The following is a 17,595-nucleotide window of genomic DNA, read 5'->3' as shown; positions in this document are numbered from 1 at the left end:
AACCCTCGCTTAGAAGCGCGTGCGCATACCGACGCCGAACTCCGTCTGGCTGTTGTGGCCGTTGGTGCCGCCCACGATGTACTGATCCTTCAGCTTCATGTAGTCGGCCGCAACGTAGAACTCCGTACGCTTGGACACGTGGTAGAACACCGAGCCGTAAAGCGTGCTCTTGCGGCCGCTGCCCGCTGCGGTGGCGCCCACGACGCTGGCATACGCGTTGAGGGTGTTGCCATCGGCGCTGAAGGCGGCGTTGTTGGCCTTCATGATCTGGTAGCCGATTTCGTAGTCGAACGCACCCGGGGGCGCCACCTTCAGCGACACGGTGTACGCGTTGTCGCTGCGGTTGCCGATCGCGGCCGGCTGCTCGCCGGTGTAGTGGAAGTAGCCGGCATTGACGCGGAACATGCCGAAGATCACGTTGCCGCCGACCGAATACGAACGGTCCATGAAGCCGCCCACCTTGGCCTGTTGCGCAAAGCCGGCCAGGTTGAAGTTGCCGCCGTTGTAGCCCAGGGCCAGCGACTCGGTGGTCCCTTGCGTGAACTGACCCGGCACTTCGCCAAACTGATAGGCCAGGCCAGTGAAGAAGCGGCCGTCCCACAGCTTCTTCCACACCACGCCGTTGTTCAGACGCGTGCCCGTGGCGCTACCTGCGTAGAAGATCAGTTGCTTGAAGTTGTTGACGTTGGTGTAGCCGCCTTCATCCAGCGTGACGGTGGCGCTGGTGTACGGGTCGCCGTAGATGCCCGACACATCGCGCGCAATCGCGTTCTGGCGGCCAAAGGTCAGCTTACCGAGCGATTCGCTCGACAAACCCACCCACGCATCACGGTTGAACAGCACCCCCGGGGTGTCCATGTTGCCGGTGGGCGTTTCGAATTCCGATTCCAGCTTGAAGATGGCCGACAGACCGTTGCCCAGGTCTTCCTTACCGGTCAGGCCCCAGCGGCTGCCGGAGAACCAGGGCACCTGGAAGCCGGTCAGGCGCGCGCCCGAGGCATTGGCGTTGTTGACGGTGCTGATGGTGGTGTCGATCAGCCCGTAGAGCGTCACGTTCGACGACTGGGCGTGGGCGCCGGTGGCCAGCGTGGCCGCCGCAGCTGCTGTTGCCGCAAGGGCAAACTTGATGCGGGACATTGAAGTCTCCTTCCTTTGTGGGTGATGGTGTCCGGTCGTGGTGCCGGCTTCGGAAAACGCGCGACGGCGGTGGGTCAGGCCGCCGATGCAATCGCTGGGCGAGCGTAGAAGGGGCCACCTTTCTGGAGCCTTTCGCGTCGGCGTGCGCGCAACGTTAGGGTCTACCCGCATTGGGGCATGGGTAGGCGCGCGTTGTTGCGTCGTCCAATGCAACCCATTGCAGCCCCGGCAATCAGGCTCGCGGTAGAGTGTCGAGTCACCTCACCCCAACTCCACCAGACCTTCCCCATGCATCCGTCCCAAATGACCGGCCTGCAATTGCTGCAGGCCATGTCGCGCGGCGAGCTGCCGCGCGCGTCCATCAGCGAAACCATCCCGATGACGATGGATTCCATCGAAGCAGGCACCGTGCACTTCACTGCCCAGGCCGACAAGCGCCACCTCAATCCGCTGGGCGGTGTGCACGGCGGTTTTGCGGCGACGGTGCTCGATTCCGTGACGGGCTGTGCCGTGCATTCGATGCTGGAAGCCGGCGTCGGCTACGGCACGGTCGACCTGAACGTGAAGATGGTGAAGGCCGTACCGGTGGATACACCGCTGGTGGCCGTTGGGCGCGTGCTGCATGTCTCGCGCACGATCGGCGTGTCGGAGGGCACGCTCAAGACGCAGGACGGCACGTTGCTCGCGCACGCCACGGCAACCTGTGTCATCCGCCGTCCGTAAATCGAATTGACCTGGAGCACCTGATGTCTGAACCGCTGCAAACCCTGCCTGCCTTGTCTGCGAAGACCACCGCGCTGGTGCTGATCGACCTGCAACGCGGCATCCTGCCGTTCGCGCAAGGGCCGCATACGGCCGAGCAGGTATTGGGCGCGTCCGCCAAGTTGGCCAAGCGCTTTCGCGAGCTGGGTGCGCCCGTGGTGCTCGTGCGCGTGGGTTGGGCGGCCGACTACGCTGATGCGCCGCGCCAGCCCGTCGACCGCCCCACACCCACGCAGCCGGGCGGCCTGCCGCCGCAATGGTGGGAACAGCCCGCCGAGCTGGAAGTCGCAGCCACCGACATCCAGATCACCAAGCGCCAGTGGGGCGCGTTCTACGGCACCGAGCTCGACCTGCAATTGCGCCGCCGCGGCGTCACTACCATCGTGCTGGGCGGTATCTCGACGCATGTGGGCGTGGAATCGACCGCGCGGGCCGCATGGGAACACGGCTACGCGCTGGTGCTGGCCGAAGATGCGATGAGCTCGAACGATGCCGCGCTGCACCGTTCGTCGGTCGAGCACGTCTTTCCGCGCCTGGGCCGGGTGCGCAGCACCGAAACCATCCTCGCGGCGTTGACGGATTAAGCGCCGCCGTCTTCCCTCGGTACATACATCACGAGGCGCAGCCGCGGGTCTTCCATCACCGGCAGGCCGATGTAGTCGTAGCGGACGACCTTGCCGCCCGGCGTGCGGATCAGCTTGTGCTCGGCGCGGGCGGCGCGGACTTCATGCTGGCGCCACCAGGTGTCGAACTCGCGGCTCTCGGTGCGCAGCCGGTCGACCAGCGCCACGAGGACGAGGTCGTCGGCATGCGGGTCGTACACCGCGCGAAACTTCGCCAGCATGCGGCGCGCCTCGCTCTCCCACTCGACAAAGCGCTCGCGCGCGTTGGCATACAGGAACATGTAGACCAGCGCGTTGCGGTCTTCCGGCGGCATCGTGCCGAAATCCATGAACAGCTGCGACGCGGCATCGTTCCAGCACAGCAGGTCGGTACGGTAACTGCGCACGTGCGCGGGCAGGGCCATGCCGGCGACGGCGCGGCGCAGCACGTCGGGCACATCCTCCATCAATGAGCGCACCGGGGTGCCCGGGAAGACCGATTCGGCCCGCGCCAGCCCGCGCATGTGGGCGCGCTCGTCCGACGACAGCTTCAGGGCGCGGCCGATCGCCTCGATCGTGGCCACCGAAGGCCGCACGTCGCGGCCCTGTTCGATGCGCACATACCAGTCGATGCTGATGTTGGCGAGCTGCGCCACTTCTTCGCGGCGCAGGCCGGCGGTGCGGCGGCGGCCGCCCCCCTCGGGCAATCCCACATCCTGCGGGCGCAACTGGCCGCGGCGGCTGCGCAGGAACTCGCCGAGCTCGTTGCGCGGCGAGGCGGGGAAGGGAGCCAGGTCTGCAGTGAAATCGTCCATGACGGTATTACACACAAGCGCGCGCGAAGGTGGGAGGGACAGCCCAATCCTAGGTTAATCCTAGCTCTGCATCGAATCGGCACGGGCGCCTACGCTGCGATCACCTCTCTTTTCCGGAGCCGATCGTGACCCACGTTTCTTCCTCCTCTTCCGCATCGGAACCGCGCCGCTGGCTTGCCTTTGGTGTGATGGTGACGGCGCAATTCATGTTCATCGTCGATGCGTTCATCGCCAATGTGGCGATCCCCAGCATCCGCACGAGCCTGCACGCCACGCCCGCGCAACTGGAGGCGGTGCTGGCCGTCTACCAGCTCGGCTACGCGATCCTGCTTATCACCGGCGGCCGGCTGGGCGACCTGTTCGGGCGGCGGCGCGTGTTCCTGCTCGGGCTCATCGCCTTTACCGCCACCTCGGCCGGTTGCGGGCTGGCGGCCAGCGCGGCCGCGCTCATCGCGTGGCGCTTTGCGCAAGGTCTGTCCGCCGCGATGATGGTGCCGCAGGTGCTGGCGAGCGTGCAGGCGCTCTTTGCCGGCACGGAGCGCGACCGCGCGCTGTCGATCTTCGGGCTGGTGATGGGCACCGGCGGCGCGGCCGGGCTGCTGGTGGGCGGCGCGCTCACCAGCGCAGATATCGCAGGGCTGGGCTGGCGCTCAGCCTTCCTGATCAACGTGCCGGTGGGGCTGGCCGCGGCGCTGCTCGGCTGGCGCTGGATCCCGCGACCGGCGGCAACCACGCCGGTGCGCCTGGACACCGCCGGCGTCGCCTGGATGGCCGCGAGCGTGGCCGCCGTGCTGGTACCGCTGCTGTTCGGCCGTGAGCTGCACTGGCCGGGGTGGACGCTGGCGATGCTCGCCGCGGGCGTACTCGGCGTGGCAACGTTCCAGCGGCTCGAAGCGCGCGTCGACCGCGCCGGCGGCACGCCGCTGCTGCCGCCGGCGTTGCTGCAGCATCGCGCCTTCATGACGGGGCTGACGGCGTCGGGCCTGCACTACATCGGCATGATGGCGTTCTTCCTGGTGCTGACGCTGTATCTGCAGAACGGGCGGCGGCTGTCTGCGCTGCAGATGGGCGTGGCGATCCTGCCGCTGGCGATCGCGTTCCTGGGCACGTCGCGGGTGGCCAACGCGCTGGTACGGCGCCACGGCGTGCGCGCCATGCTGGGCGGGCTCGCGTTGATGGCGCTGGGCCTGCTGGTGCTGGTGTCCGGCTTTGGCGCTGACTGGTCGCATCCCGCTGCGCCGGGCATGACGCTGATCGGCATTGCCGTGGCGCTGTACGGGGCGGGGCAAGGCCTTGTCGTGGTCCCGCTGATCGGCCTGGTGCTGACGGGCGTAGCGCGGGCGCAGGCGGGGGCCGCGGCGGGGTTGCTCATCACCACGCAGCAGGTGGCAGGCGCGCTGGGCGTCGCGTGTATCGGCGGGTTGTACTTCACGTTCGCCGCAGACGGCGGCGCGGGTATCGCGCGCGGCACCATCGCCGGCTGCGTCGCCATGCTGGCCGCCCTGGCGGCGGCGGCGATCGGCTTTGCACGGTTGGGCGCGCACCAGCGCCGCCTGTCTGCCGCCGGCGCGGCAAACCCGGCCTGAGCCGGGGCATTCGATACTCCGGCGCGCGGCACAAACGCGCCGGCGTGCATTGATCGGCATGGGCGAAGGTTCCACACTCCCGCGCGATGCATTTGGCATCGTCCGCCTTCCCCCGCTCATGGCTACCGTTTCCCCGCTTCGCGCCGCTGCGTCGGCGAGTTCTCCGGCGCCGTCCGCCGTTTCGCTGGCGCGCCGCGTCGTTGCTGAGGCGCTGGGCACGGCGCTGCTGATCGCGGTGGTGATCGGCACGGGCATCCACGCAAACCGCATCTCCAGCGGCGATGCCACGTGGACGCTGCTGGCGCAATCGCTGGCCGGCGGCGCGGGCCTGCTGGCACTGCTGACGGTGTTTGCGCCGGTGTCGGGCGCGCACCTGAACCCGGCGGTGACGTTGTCGGCGGCACTGCAGGGCGGCTTGCGCGCGCGTGAAGCGTTGGCGTACGTCGCGGCGCAGACGGTGGGCGCGGCGCTCGGGGTGGCCGCGATGCATGCCATGTATGGCATGGCCGTGTGGTCGGCAGGCACGCATGCGGCCACGGGCGGCGCGCTGTGGTGGAGTGAGGCGTTGGCAACCTTCGGCCTCATCGGGGCGGGCATTGCGTGCGGGCGTCATGCGCCCCGGCACCTGCCGGCGGTGGTGGCCGCCTATATCGCGGCGGGGTATTGGTTCACGTCGTCTTCGTCGCTGGCCAACCCGGCATTGGCGTTCGCGTGCGCGCTGACCGACGGCCCCTCGGGCATCCGCCCTGAAGACGTGCCCGGCTACATGCTGGCGCAACTGGCCGGCGCGCTGTTGGCGACACCGCTGTTCCGCTGGTTGGCGGGGGCAGAACCGGCGCGGGCTCCCCGCCCCGTCGCGGCCCGGACCGACGCGCTGCCGATGCGCCGCCAGGCTACCGGGCGCAGCGCTTAGCGGACCAGCGAGATGGCCTGGGTCCGCATGTACTGAAACAGCTCGGTGTCGCGCGCCAGGCCGAGCTTGCGCAGCGCCATGGTCTTCTGCGAGCTGACGGTCTTGATGCTCGAGCCGAGCTGCTTTGCAATCTCCGACAGGGCCATACCGCGCGCGTACAGTTGAATGACTTCGCGCTCGCGCACGCTCAGTCGTCCGTAGGCCTCCTGCACGCTGGAGCCCAGGCGGACGTCTTGGGCGATCCCCGGGCTGTAGTAACGCACGCCGCGCGCCGTTGCCATGACGGCGTGGCCGACGTGGATCAGGTCGTCGTTCTTGCTGACGAGGCCCATCACGCCGGCATCCTGCATCGCACGCAGCAGGGCGGGATTGTCGACCATCGTGCAGACCACGACGGCACGCCTGGGCTGCAGCTTACGCAGGCGGGTCAGCAGTCGCATGGCATCGCAGGCCGGGTCGCCGCCCATGTTGTAGTCGGTGACGACGACCTGGCAGTCGATATGGCGGAGCACCTGCAGGAGTTCGCGCCCGTCATGGGCCTGCGCCACGACACGCAGTTGCGGAAACCGCGCCAGGGCGGCGGTCAGCCCCATGAGGATCACCGGATGATCATCGGCCGCCACGATCGACAGGAACGCAGACATGGCGGGCCCTCAACCGTGCCCGCACGACAGCGGGCACCGCCGTGCACGGCGGCGGCAAGCGCAATCGGCCTGGGCAGGCGCTACGGCCTGCGCTCGTGCATGGCGCTGGGCCAGCAGAGGGAAGGGGCGGACTGGGGCCGTCATGGAATCAGGTGAAGCGGCAAAGGAGTGCCGGTACCTTACTGAGCCCGCGCACCGCTCGGGATCAGACCAGTCCTACTTTGGCCCCGTCGTAACGTTTCGGGGCAGAAGCTGTTTCAATCAGGGCTGCACAAAACTAAACGCGATGCCGCCATCGGCTAGCCGGCCGCCTGCACATGCGCAAGAAATGCCGTCACCGACAGCGGCGCGGCCCACAGATACCCCTGGCCCGTCGCGCAGCCCAACGCCCGCAAGGTCTGGCGCTGCGCTTCGGTCTCCACGCCTTCGGCAATGCACTCGAGCTGCAGCGCGCGCGCCAGCTCGATCATCGTGCGGCAGATCACGCCGCGCTGGCTGCTCTGGTCCACCGCTGCCGTGAACGAGCGGTCGATCTTGAGGATGTTGAAGGGCAGGTCGGCCAGCAGCTTGAGCGTGGCGATCCCGACGCCAAAATCATCGATTGCAAGCGGATGTCCCATCAGGCGCAGCCGGTTCAGCGCGATGGTGAGCTGCGTCGCGTCGGGCACCAGGGAATCCTCGGTCAGTTCAATGGCGATGGCGCCGGGCGCTATGCGCGCTCCGCGCACGGTCGCCTCGATGCGGTCCACGGTGCCGGCGCGGCCGAGCGTCGCGGCGGACGCATTCACGCCAATGGACACCCCGTGCGCCTGCGCGGCGAGCGCCTGTTGCACGCGCACGCACCGCTCGAGCATGTGAAAGAAGAGGCCGTCGGCCAGGCCCAGCGCCTCCAGTCGCGGCACGAAGGCGGCGGGCGATACGCGCCCGTGTGTCGGATGGATCCAGCGGCACAGCGCCTCCGCCCCGACGATCTGGTTGCTCGCGAGATCATGCTGGGGCTGCAGCACCAGCTCGATCTGCTCGGGCGTCTCACCGATCAGCGCGGCGAGTTCGTCGTCGGAAAAACGTGGCACGGCCGCGGGCGCCGGCGGCGCAGGATCGCGCTCGCGCGCGGCGGCGGCCTCCAGCAGGGGCAGCACATGCGCGGGCCGCAGCGGCTTGTGGATGCCATGCGTCTGGGCCAGGCCCACGGCATCCGCGAGGCTCACGTGCGATTCGACGATCGGCGCGTCCATGGCGCTCACCCACGCCCACACGGGCGCCTGGCGCGGAAACACGCGACCCTGGCGCAGGCGCATCTGCTCCATGAGTTCGGGGCCGTTCATGCCGGGCATGTCGATGTCGCACAGCACGAGGTCGACGTGACAGAGTTCCAGCAGGTAGAGCGCCTCGCGGCCATCGCATGCGGTCAGGATCTGCTGCACGCCAAGCGTATGGAGCAATTGCCGGGCGGCGGCCCGTTGTACCGGATGGTCGTCGACCACCAGCACGGCGAGTTGCGCGAAACCTTCCATCGGCCGTCCTCGTTCTTGTCGATATGGCGGGGCCCATCCCGTTTGCGCCGTGCAGCGTCCGCCGTGATCCGCCATTGAAGCACTGCGCGACGCCCTTGTCAGGCGCAAGGGTCAGAAAAAACAAAGCCCGCGCAGCTTTTCAACTGCGCGGGCCTTGAGCGATTTCCCCCAACCTTTTGAGCTCCGGCGCCGGTGTCGACGGCGCCAAGATGCAGGAAATCGTGCCCGAAAAAAATGAAGCCCGCAACAGGGGCGGGCTCAAAAGGGGGGGAGTGCTCTCTAAAGAGAGAGCAAGATGAAGTGTAGTGGAGGGGAAGGCGTCGGACTGTCCGGATGCGGCCGAATCGCTTGTAGGACAAAAACCGACGCAGTTCCGCGATGTTAGGCGCATGAACGCCGTGGATAAACACCGATTCACAACATTTGAGTGACGCACGAACCGCTTTCCGGCAGCTGCCCGCGCCGTCAGCGCCGACATTGGAAGCGCGGCTCAAAGCACCCGCTTGAACGGTCGTGCGCGTTGCGATCCGGCAACGGTGCGGGCATTGAGTGATGAGAGACAGCGTAGCCGGAACCGGCGAGAAGACAAGGCAGCGGCATCCGCCGCCGCAAAGAAAAAAGCCCGAGCACCAGGTGCTCGGGCCACAATCCACCAAGGAGGGTGGAGGAGACAGTTCCTACTATAGCGAATCGTTTGCTGCGTTGCAATAACGTAGAACTACGTAATGGAGCAAAGCGTTGTCAAGGCGCCACGGAGGGCGGAAACGATCGCAACAGTCACACCATGGCGCAACGCAACAAACAGCGCGGCGGGCCCTGGGAATGCCTTGCCCACCGGCTCGCCACAGCTGAAACAAATCGGGTACGAAGTACTCGCTTACTTTTTCAGCGCCGATCAGAACGCAGGCAGGATCGCGCCCTTGAATTGCGTGTCGATGAACTTGCGCACCTCCTCCGACTGGTACGCATGCACCAGCGTCTTCACCCACGGCTGGTTCTTGTCTTTCTCACGCACGGCGATCAGGTTGGCGTACGGGCCCTGGCGGTCTTCGAGCGCAATCGCGTCCTTCGCGGGGGTCAGACCGTTCTTGACGGCGTAGTCGGTGTTGATGGAAGCGGCATCGAGGTCATCGAGCGAGCGCGGCAGCTGCGCCGAGTCCAGCTCCACCAGCTTGATCTTCTTCGGGTTCTCGACCACATCGCGCGGCGTGGCGTTGTTGCCGTTGGTGCCGACGCCGGCCTTGAGCTTGATCACGCCGGCCTTCTGCAGCAGGAGCAGCGCCCGATTGCCGTTGGATGGGTCGTTCTGGATGCCAACCTTGGCGCCTTCCCTGAGCTGCGCCAGCGACTTCACCTTCTTCGAGTAGAAGCCCATCGGCGCCACGTAGGTCAGGCCGACGTTGACGATCTTGTAGCCGCGCGCCTTGATCTGGCTGTCGAGGAAGGGCTGGTGCTGGAAGCCGTTGGCGTCAAGGTCGCCGGCGTCGAGGGCAGGGTTGGGCTGGGCGTAGTCGTTGAATTCGATGATCTTGACGTCCAGGCCGTCCTTCTTGGCGACCTTCTGCACGACTTCCCAGATCTGCGCGTCGGGGCCGCTCATGGTGCCGAGCTTGATCTGCTTGGTGTCGGCATGGGCGGCGGCGGCCACGGCGAATGCGACGGCGGGTACGGCCGCGCGGGCGAGACGGGTGAACAGGGACATGGAGAAACCTCGTGGATTTTTCGTGGATGCGGGAATGAAATCCGCCCGCGGGTAGCGGGCGTGTGACGTGATCCTGTCACAGGCGAGGCCGCAATCGAACGATATTTTCGGCATGTGCATATGCCCCGCGATGGTGCAGCGAGCCACCTCGCTGCGGGAGGTGCCGCCACAGGCAGGTCGGCGCGTCGGCGCGCAGACGCGTGGGGCGCCAGCACGGCAACTGGGGACAGGGCATTGTCCGCGCCGGGCACCGGCATTGAGTGCGGGGCGCCGCTCTCTGCCACTCCACGCTTCGCGGGTTACCGCGCGGCCCCGGATCAGCGATGCAGCAGCGGATACAGCGCCAGGCCAAGCAACGCCGCCCCCGCCACGATCATCGGTTCGGGCAGCTTCTTGAGCTTCACGAGCAGCAGCACCGTCGCCACGGCCAGCAGCGCCGTCGGGACATCGACGATGGAGCGCTTGGCCAGCACGATGACCGCGCCGGTAATGGCGCCCACGGCGGCCGCCGTCACGCCGTCCACAAACGCGAGGATGGAGGGCAGCTTGCCGTATTTCTTGAAGTACGGCGCCGGGAGGATGGTGAAGAGGTAGCACGGCAGGAACGTGCCGAGCGCGGCCACGCACGCACCGGGCAGGCCCGCCACCAGGTAGCCGATAAAGCCGACGGTGATGACCACCGGGCCGGGCGTGATCATTGCCACGGCCACCGCGTCGACGAACTGCTTTTCATTGAGCCAGTGGTGCTCCGTGACCACGCCGCCGTAGAGGAACGGCACGATGGCCAGCCCCGAGCCGAAGACGAATGCGCCGGCCTTGGCGAAGAACGCGCCCAGCTGCGAGAGCAGCGGCCAGTCCACCGTGCCCAGCAGGCTGCTGGCGGCCGCGACCGGGGCAGCCGCGATGGCGTTCGTGCGGCCCTGGCGCAACCACCGGGGCGGTGTGCGCCAGAACCACACCAGCACACCGGCGGCCAGAAAGAGCCACGCCACTTCGGATTCCGTCACGACCGTCACCGCCGCAAGCAAGAGGTAGATGGCCCACAGCAGCTTGTCTTTGCCGACGCTCTTGGTGGTGAGCTTGTGCGCACTGATGGCGATGATGCCGATCACCGCTGCGCCCACGCCGTAGAACACCGACTGCATCCACGTCAGGCCGCCAAAGCGCGTATAGGCCCACCCCAACGCCACCACCATCAGGAACGACGGCAGCACGAATGCAATGCCGACCAGCGTGGCGCCGACGATGCGGTAGTGCACATAGCCAAGGTAGATGGCCAGTTGCGCGGCCAGCGGCCCCGGTGCGAGCTGGGCCAGCGCGAGGCCTTCCTTGTAGTCCGCTTCGGTAATCCACTGACGGGCATCGACCAGATCGCGGCGCATGTAGCCGGCCAGCGCTACGGGGCCGCCAAAGCCCAATGCGCCAAGCCGGAGGAAATACAGCAGCAGTTGCCGCAGCGTGTAGGTGGGGCGTTCAAGGGCAGTGTTCATGGGTGACCTAAAGGGGTGGCTGCAAGGGGTGACAGCCGTCACGGCTTGCGGCTGCCGGAAAAATGCACATACAACGAATCGAGCACGGAGCCGATCTCTGCAAGCAGGGCATCGTCGTCCGCCACGCGCTTGCGGGCGCCTGCCAGGATGGCTTCGAACCCGCCGGCCTCCGGCGTGGCCGCGCCGCCCACATCGAGCGCATGCACCATGGCGCCCAGACGCGCGAGGCCGGCATCGTCGTCGAGCCCGAAGCTGGAGACGAGCACCTCGAACGAAACGCGTTCGCCAACATGCGTGAAGGCGGCACCGTCAAAGTCGAAGCCGAGCGCATCGGGGGGGCAATCGGCCGGGCTGTCGAGCCACAGGAAGCGGGCGTGCGGATCGATGAAGCGCTGGATGAGCCAGGCGCTGGCAACGCGGTCCACCCACAGGTGCCGGCGCGTGGCCCACAGGCGGCCCTGATATTGGGTGCGGTCGCGGCGGGGGATGCTGCCCGCGGCGGCGCGCGGTTCGCCCGGCGAGTGTGTGGCTTCGACCGCCGCGGCAAAGTCGCGCCATTGCGCATCGGCACGCACGGTCGCTTCATTGGAGAAGAAGTCGATCTTGCGGATGGCCTCGTAGGCGCGGGCATGGCGGCGCAGCAGCCGGTTGCGCTCGGCGGCGGGCAGGTCGGGGAGCGTCTTGCGCGCTTCGGACAGCTCGGCCAGCCACTCGGCGTAGTCGGGTGACCGGTCGAACAGGGCGCGGTAGGCCGCGTCTTCCGCCGCGTCGCCGGCCTGCACGCGCAGCACCCAGGCCTGGCCGTCTTCCTGCAGCGTCTCGTCTGCCAGGTCGTTGAGCTGGGCGGCATGCTCGGCGCGCGCAGGCAGCAGGTAGACGCCATCGCGCAGCGCCGCACAGCCGATCGCCTTGATGGCGCGCCAGATGCGCATGCGCGCGGTGGCGCGGGCGGTGGGCAGGCTGACGATCAGCAGCAGCCAGGAATCGGGGGAGGCGGTCATGACGGCAGCATAGGCGTCCGTCATAACCGCTGCAATCTTGTAGAGGTTCCTACATCAGCGCGGCGGGAGGTTCATGGCGTTGGTCAGGAACGCTCTGACGTCCGCCTCGGCGCGCTCAGCTTGCTGCAGGTTGGCGCCCGTGGAAACGCCCCGCACGGTGCAGCGCTTGTAGTCGGCCTCCATGGCCTGCAGGTTGGGGTATTTCTCGCCGCTCTGCAGCCGGTAGTACGCATCGTGCTGCACGTCGATCATGGTCTGCGGGCAATCGCGCGCAGTGGTGGCACCCGGAAAGTACTTGAAGTACGCACGCGTGCTGTCGAAGTCGTGATACGCGCCGGGGTAGACATGCACATCGACAGTCTGGCCGTCACGCTGCATGACCTCCGCCGCGTTGCGGCAGAGCTGCGCGGGTGTGTAGTCGTCCTTCTCGCCCAGCGCGAGCATCAGCGGGGCGCCGGACAGCGGCGGCGGCGGGATCTCCCACCAGAGCGCCGAGCACCCGGGGTAGAAGCCGATGAGCGCCGCAAACCGCGTGTCGTCATCGATGACGCCTTTGCGGAATGCATCGAGCGTCATGTCCAGTGCCACACCGCCGCCGCGCGAAAAACCAATCTGCCCGATGCGCTTCGGGTCGATGCGCGGGTCGGTGCTCAGCAGCTTGAGCGCGAACAGCGCATCGGCATCATTGGCGGCGGGGTTGAGCTGCCATTGGTTGTCCATCGTGTTGGCAATGCCGCGCGGGCCATACGAATCCACCACGAACGCGGCCATGCCCATCTGGTTGAAGAGCCGCACCCACCGGTCGACATCTTTCTGCTGCGGTCCGGCCGAGCCATGCGAAATCACCATCGCCGGCACCCGGCCCTGCAAGTTCTCGGGCAGATACAGCGTGCCCCAGATGGGCGTGGGCGTCTTGTCGAACTTGCGATGCACCAGCTCCCATTTGCTCTTGGGCGTGGCGCTGTTGAAGTGAATGCGGCCGGTGGGTTGTGCCGAGAGATCGCTGACGATTTGCTGCGCCGATGCAGGCAGCGCCAACGCCACGGCGGCAACGGCGGTAGCAACAAGGAACAGGTGACGCAACAAGCCGACGGTCGAACGCCTTCTCATGAGGATTCCTGGCGATGAAGTTGAAGCGCTGATTGTGCCGCGGGGCGACGGCAGGCGCAGCCATCTTTGTCGATCTAGAAATTCCACACCACACCGGCGCGCACGGTGCGTGGCTCGGCGGGATGAATGTGGCGGTCATTGATGCCCGTCGCCACGCCATTGGCATCCAGCGGTGACGCCTCGCCCTTGAGCAGGGAGGCGTAGTAGTAGTCGATGTCGTTCACTTGCTTGTTGAGCACATTGAGCACCTCGACGAATACGCGCACGTTCTTCTGCAGCCGGTAGCCCAGCTTGAGGTTGACCAGGAACGACGATGCCGATCGCACGCTGTTGTCTTCAACGAGCGGGCGCGGGCCGAAGTAGCGCAGCCGTGCGCCAAGCATCCAGCGGTCGTGCACCCACGACACGCCGGCCGATGCGGTGGTCTGGATGGCCTCTGGGATGGTGTCGCCTGCCGGGCTGCTGTCGCGAAAGCGCGCGCGCGAGAAGGCCGCATCCGCATCCAGAATCAGTTCGGGCAGCGGTGTGTAGTAGGCCGCGAGTTCCACGCCCGTGCGGCGGCTCGGGCGGCTGGGTTCGGTGGTGCCGGTGTCGCCCGAGAAGACGAGTTCAGAGCCGATGTCCAATCGCCACAACGATGCGGAAAGCTGCAGGTTGGGGGCAAGCGCCCGCGTACGCACGCCGACCTCGTAGCCGGTGGCGGGGACGAGCACCGACACCTTCTGCACTGGGTCTGCGTTCACCGGATCAACGGTGGTGGTCGCGCCGCGCACGTCATTGCTGTGATAGCCGCGGCCCCAGTTCATGAACACATCGGTACGCGCCGTGGGCGACAGCACGACGCTCAGCTTGGGGCTCACGATGTGGTCCGTTCCATTGCCCGAGTTGAGCGGGTTGCTGCTGGCAACGCTGTACCAAAACTGATCGGCCCGCACACCGGCGATGGTGCGCAGCCACGGCAGCCACTGCGTGCTGTTGCGCACGTAGAGCGCGGTGCTGGTTTCGTTCACGGTGTCGCTGCGTACCAGCGCGTACGGTTGCCGCGCCTGCGTGTTGGTCAGGCGGATCGGGTCCAGCCGGTCAAAGCGCGTCTGCGAGCCGACTTCCGTTTCGCTCTCACGCCCGGCAACGCTGCCCAGCCACGTGCGCGATGCATTCACGCCGGTGGTGACGCGGTTCTCGAACTGCTCGAACTGGTCGCCTTGCTCGGGGTTGTTGAGCGCATACGTAAAGTTGGAGAACAGCTGCAGCCGGCTCTTGATGACGTAGGCGTTGGCCTTGAACACCCCATCGGCAAGCGGCCGCAGCCAGTCGGCCGAGAGGCTGTAGCGGGACGCCGCGCCGCCATCGCTCGGGTCGATTGCGCCAAAGCGCGGGATCAGCCCTTCGTTGATGGCGCGCAACGGCACCTGGTCGGTGGATTGCCACGCGTTCTTGTACGCCATGCCCGTCACGCTGATGCGCTCGCCCCCGCCCAACGGCACGGTGTAGCGCAGCACGCCATTGAGCTTGTGCACGCCTTCGGGCACGGTCCACGGGCCGTTCTCGCCCAGCCATTCGAAGCCATAGAGGAGCGTGCCGGTGCCGACCGTGCTGGAGTTGGCCAGCAGGCCGCGCCGGTAGTTGTGCTCGCCCAGCTCCAGCTGCGCGATGCCCTGCGGCAGATGGCTCACGTAGTCCATGCGCACCGCACCGGCGGCGGAGAAGTCGCCTTCTTCCGCAAAGCTGGTGCCTTTCTTGTAGGCAATGCCGTCTACCAGTTCGGGGATGACGAAGTTCAGATCGGTGTAGCCCTGGCCGTGCGCGTGCGTACGCATGTTGACCGGCATGCCGGCCACCGTGGTGGCGAGATCCGTTCCGTGGTCGAGGTTGAAGCCGCGCAGGAAGTATTGGTTGGCCTTGCCGTCGCCGCTGTGCTGCGTGACGATCAGGCCGGGCACGCTCTCCAGCAATTCGCCCGGCCGCAGCAGGGGGCGGTTCTCCAACTGGCCGCGCGGCACATAGCCTTGGTTGGCGGCCTCGTCCGTGGCGGACGCGGCGCCTGCAGAACCACTGACCGTGACGGCCTCAAGCTGAAATTCCGGCTGCTGAAGACCGCCTGCATGAGCGATGCCTGAATGGCCCCATGTCCAGCACAGGCCCCACAGTGCCCCCATCGACCACGCGTAACGCGCCTGCATACCACGGCCCCCTTTTGCCCCGGATGTTGTTTGCGAAGTGTTATGCAAGCCTCATACCACATGTCGATGGGCGCGGGGCTTAGGGGGCGAGGGGATGGCCGGTACGGGACAAACGCTGTGCGGTGGCATCGACCTGCGCCTGGTTTCGCCTGCGGATGTCGCTCGGCATGCGCAGCAGCACCATGGCGAAATCCGTTCCGGCCCACGACCGCTCGTAGTGGCCTGATAGCCGGGGAAATCTTGCCCATCAGCGCGTCGGCATCGGCCCAGGTTCGCAGCTGGCTCCGGACGCAGGTCCAATCGCCCTTGTCGGCTGAGGCGTTGAGGTGCGCGATGAAATTGCGCATCGGTTTCACGTCGCGCGCATAGCGGGCCGCGTCGTCATAAAAGCCGGGTGGGTCGATCGTCTGGACAGGTGCGGACTGCATGCACCAGGCCGAAGCCTGCGCCGACGGCCAGCGAAACGGCCAACAACGTTCGAATGTACGCACGACGCATTTCGACCTCCGGGACGGGGCGGCAAAGGACGGCTGGCGAGGGAGGCTGGAGCGATCGGGCTTGCGAGAATGGCCGCCCGCACACGCAAAACGGCGGGGTTCGCGGCAGCGTTGACGGGCGTTGCAAACGGTAGCGACTATGAAAAAGGGCCGCATCGAGCGGCTCTTCTGACGTCAGTGGCAACGTGCTCTTACTGCACGTTATCCCCACCTTCCTGCGCCTCACGCTCTTCGCGTTCCTCGCGCTCTTCACGGGGCAGGGTCAGCATGCCGGTGTTGTAGACGTACTCATACACCTCACCGTAGCGGCCCCATTCGATGCCGATCTTGAGCACGCGCTCGGCTTCTTCGGGCTTGAGGTACGCCTCCAGCTCGCGCAGCACGTGCTCTTCGCGGATCTCGCCGTCTTCGTTGGCTTCCAGCTCGGCGCGGATGTGCGCGGCCAGGGCCACGCGCTCCAGCAGCTTCTGGCCGAACAGCACCTTGCGCTCGGGCGGTTCGGTTTCCATGTAGGTCTTGCCGAACGGCGTGACGATGATGTCGCCGCGCTCGATGGTGGCCAGTTGCAGCAGGGACAGCGCTTCGCACGCGGGCAGCAGGTCGTCGTCGGTCACGCCGGCTTCTTCTGCCAGGTGCGGCAGGTCGGCGCGGCCGTTGAACGGCGCTTCGACCAGCAAGTCCAGAATGGCCTCCATCTGGCCGATCTCGGCGTCGGGCAGGCGGTAGGCAAGCTGCTCGGCGGCCGGCTCCACGCCCAGATGCACGCCCACGCGCTGCGGCGAGGTCATCAGGCCATAGACCTCGTCGATGAGGTTGCGCACGGCGGCGGAATCGCGGTTGCGCGGGCGCGGGAACGGCACGCGCACCTCGGCGCGGATGCGCCCCGGATCGCTCGACAGGATCACGATGCGATCCGCCATCATCACCGCCTCTTCGATGTTGTGCGAAACGATGAGGATGCTCTTGATGTTGGTGCGGCGGTCTTCCCACAGGTCGAGCATTTCGTCGCGCAGGTTCTCGCCGGTCAGCACGTCGAGCGCGGAGAACGCTTCGTCCATGAGCAGGAGGTCAGGCTCGGTGACGAGCGCGCGCGCAATGCCCACCCGCTGGCGCATGCCGCCCGAGAGTTCGCGGGGCAGGGCGCTGTTGAAGCCGGACAGGCCGATCAGGTCGATGGCCTGTTCGGCGCGCTCTTCGCGCTCGGCCTTGGGCACGCCTTGCGCTTCGAGGCCCAGCTCCACGTTCTGCTGCACCGTCAGCCACGGAAACAGCGCGAAGGACTGGAACACCATCGCAATGCCCTGCACGGGGCCGGTGTACTCGCGCCCGCGAAACAGTACCTGGCCGCGATCGGCGCGCACGAGGCCCGCCATGATGCGAAGCAACGTCGATTTGCCCGAGCCCGATTTGCCCAGCATGGCGACGATCTCGCCCTGGCGCAGGTTGAGGTCCACGCCTTCGAGCACGGCGCGGTCGGTGTGGTCTGCGGTGCGGAAAATCTTCGAGACGCCGCGCAGCTCGATGACGCTTTCGCTGTTCGTGCCGGTGGTTGCCATGTTGGTGCTCTCTGCTATCTGTGCTTGGTAAGGTCGCCTGGGAACGTGCTCAAGATCCGTAGCGAGCGCCACGATCCTGAGCGTGT

14 protein-coding genes are annotated in these 17,595 nt (G+C 66.8%); 4 read left to right on the top strand and 10 right to left on the bottom strand.

What is annotated here, in order from left to right; all coding sequences use genetic code 11:
• Window positions 1-9 precede the first annotated feature (9 nt).
• Window positions 10-1,137, bottom strand: a complete 1,128-nt coding sequence (locus KHN96_RS14740) for a porin (RefSeq protein ID WP_027678765.1) — start codon at window positions 1,135-1,137, stop codon at window positions 10-12.
• 288 nt (window positions 1,138-1,425) lie between these two features.
• Between KHN96_RS14740 and KHN96_RS14735 the strand changes: the two genes are divergently transcribed.
• Both KHN96_RS14735 and KHN96_RS14730 read left to right on the top strand, forming a co-directional pair.
• Complete coding sequence (locus tag KHN96_RS14735; protein WP_062737663.1) at window positions 1,426-1,860, top strand: PaaI family thioesterase; 435 nt, start codon at window positions 1,426-1,428, stop codon at window positions 1,858-1,860.
• Between the two features lie 23 nt (window positions 1,861-1,883).
• A complete protein-coding gene (locus KHN96_RS14730) occupies window positions 1,884-2,483 on the top strand; it encodes a hydrolase (protein ID WP_062737664.1) in 600 nt (199 codons plus the stop codon).
• Here KHN96_RS14730 and KHN96_RS14725 read toward each other — a convergent pair.
• Window positions 2,480-3,316 (bottom strand): helix-turn-helix transcriptional regulator, encoded by an 837-nt coding sequence (locus KHN96_RS14725; protein ID WP_045785341.1) that lies wholly within the window; start codon window positions 3,314-3,316, stop codon window positions 2,480-2,482. The genes KHN96_RS14730 and KHN96_RS14725 overlap by 4 nt on opposite strands.
• Before the next feature lie 125 nt (window positions 3,317-3,441).
• Here KHN96_RS14725 and KHN96_RS14720 point away from each other — a divergent pair, with 125 nt between their 5' ends.
• Together KHN96_RS14720 and KHN96_RS14715 are read left to right on the top strand one after the other, a co-directional pair.
• Window positions 3,442-4,902, top strand: a complete 1,461-nt coding sequence (locus KHN96_RS14720; RefSeq protein ID WP_062737665.1) for an MFS transporter — start codon at window positions 3,442-3,444, stop codon at window positions 4,900-4,902.
• 118 nt (window positions 4,903-5,020) lie between these two features.
• Entirely contained in the window at window positions 5,021-5,815 is a 795-nt protein-coding gene (locus KHN96_RS14715) for an aquaporin (protein WP_082062832.1), read from the top strand.
• On the opposite strand, the gene KHN96_RS14710 is transcribed toward KHN96_RS14715, so the two are convergent.
• The 8 genes from KHN96_RS14710 to KHN96_RS14670 form a co-directional block, all read right to left on the bottom strand.
• Window positions 5,812-6,459 carry a response regulator gene (locus tag KHN96_RS14710; protein ID WP_045785339.1) on the bottom strand — a complete coding sequence of 216 codons (648 nt, stop codon included), beginning with the start codon at window positions 6,457-6,459 and terminating at the stop codon, window positions 5,812-5,814. The genes KHN96_RS14715 and KHN96_RS14710 overlap by 4 nt on opposite strands.
• A 299-nt stretch (window positions 6,460-6,758) precedes the next feature.
• Window positions 6,759-7,973 carry an EAL domain-containing response regulator gene (locus KHN96_RS14705; RefSeq protein WP_045785338.1) on the bottom strand — a complete coding sequence of 405 codons (1,215 nt, stop codon included), beginning with the start codon at window positions 7,971-7,973 and terminating at the stop codon, window positions 6,759-6,761.
• Between the two features lie 895 nt (window positions 7,974-8,868).
• Complete coding sequence (locus tag KHN96_RS14700; protein ID WP_045785337.1) at window positions 8,869-9,675, bottom strand: MetQ/NlpA family ABC transporter substrate-binding protein; 807 nt, start codon at window positions 9,673-9,675, stop codon at window positions 8,869-8,871.
• 317 nt (window positions 9,676-9,992) lie between these two features.
• Window positions 9,993-11,165 carry a chromate transporter gene (locus tag KHN96_RS14695; RefSeq protein WP_062737666.1) on the bottom strand — a complete coding sequence of 391 codons (1,173 nt, stop codon included), beginning with the start codon at window positions 11,163-11,165 and terminating at the stop codon, window positions 9,993-9,995.
• Window positions 11,166-11,203: 38 nt separating this feature from the next.
• Window positions 11,204-12,166, bottom strand: a complete 963-nt coding sequence (locus tag KHN96_RS14690; protein ID WP_062737703.1) for a chromate resistance protein ChrB domain-containing protein — start codon at window positions 12,164-12,166, stop codon at window positions 11,204-11,206.
• Between the two features lie 54 nt (window positions 12,167-12,220).
• Window positions 12,221-13,276, bottom strand: coding sequence for a dienelactone hydrolase family protein (locus KHN96_RS14685; protein ID WP_062737667.1), 1,056 nt, complete (start codon window positions 13,274-13,276; stop codon window positions 12,221-12,223).
• A gap of 74 nt (window positions 13,277-13,350) precedes the next feature.
• Window positions 13,351-15,432 (bottom strand): TonB-dependent receptor, encoded by a 2,082-nt coding sequence (locus KHN96_RS14680; protein WP_238587540.1) that lies wholly within the window; start codon window positions 15,430-15,432, stop codon window positions 13,351-13,353.
• 712 nt (window positions 15,433-16,144) lie between these two features.
• Complete coding sequence (locus KHN96_RS14670; RefSeq protein ID WP_045785333.1) at window positions 16,145-17,509, bottom strand: ABC transporter ATP-binding protein; 1,365 nt, start codon at window positions 17,507-17,509, stop codon at window positions 16,145-16,147.
• Window positions 17,510-17,595 lie beyond the last annotated feature (86 nt).

It is taken from the genome of Ralstonia mannitolilytica (assembly GCF_905397375.1).
Classification (GTDB): Bacteria; Pseudomonadota; Gammaproteobacteria; order Burkholderiales; family Burkholderiaceae; genus Ralstonia; species Ralstonia mannitolilytica.
This window is presented reverse-complemented; position numbering and strand designations above follow the sequence as displayed.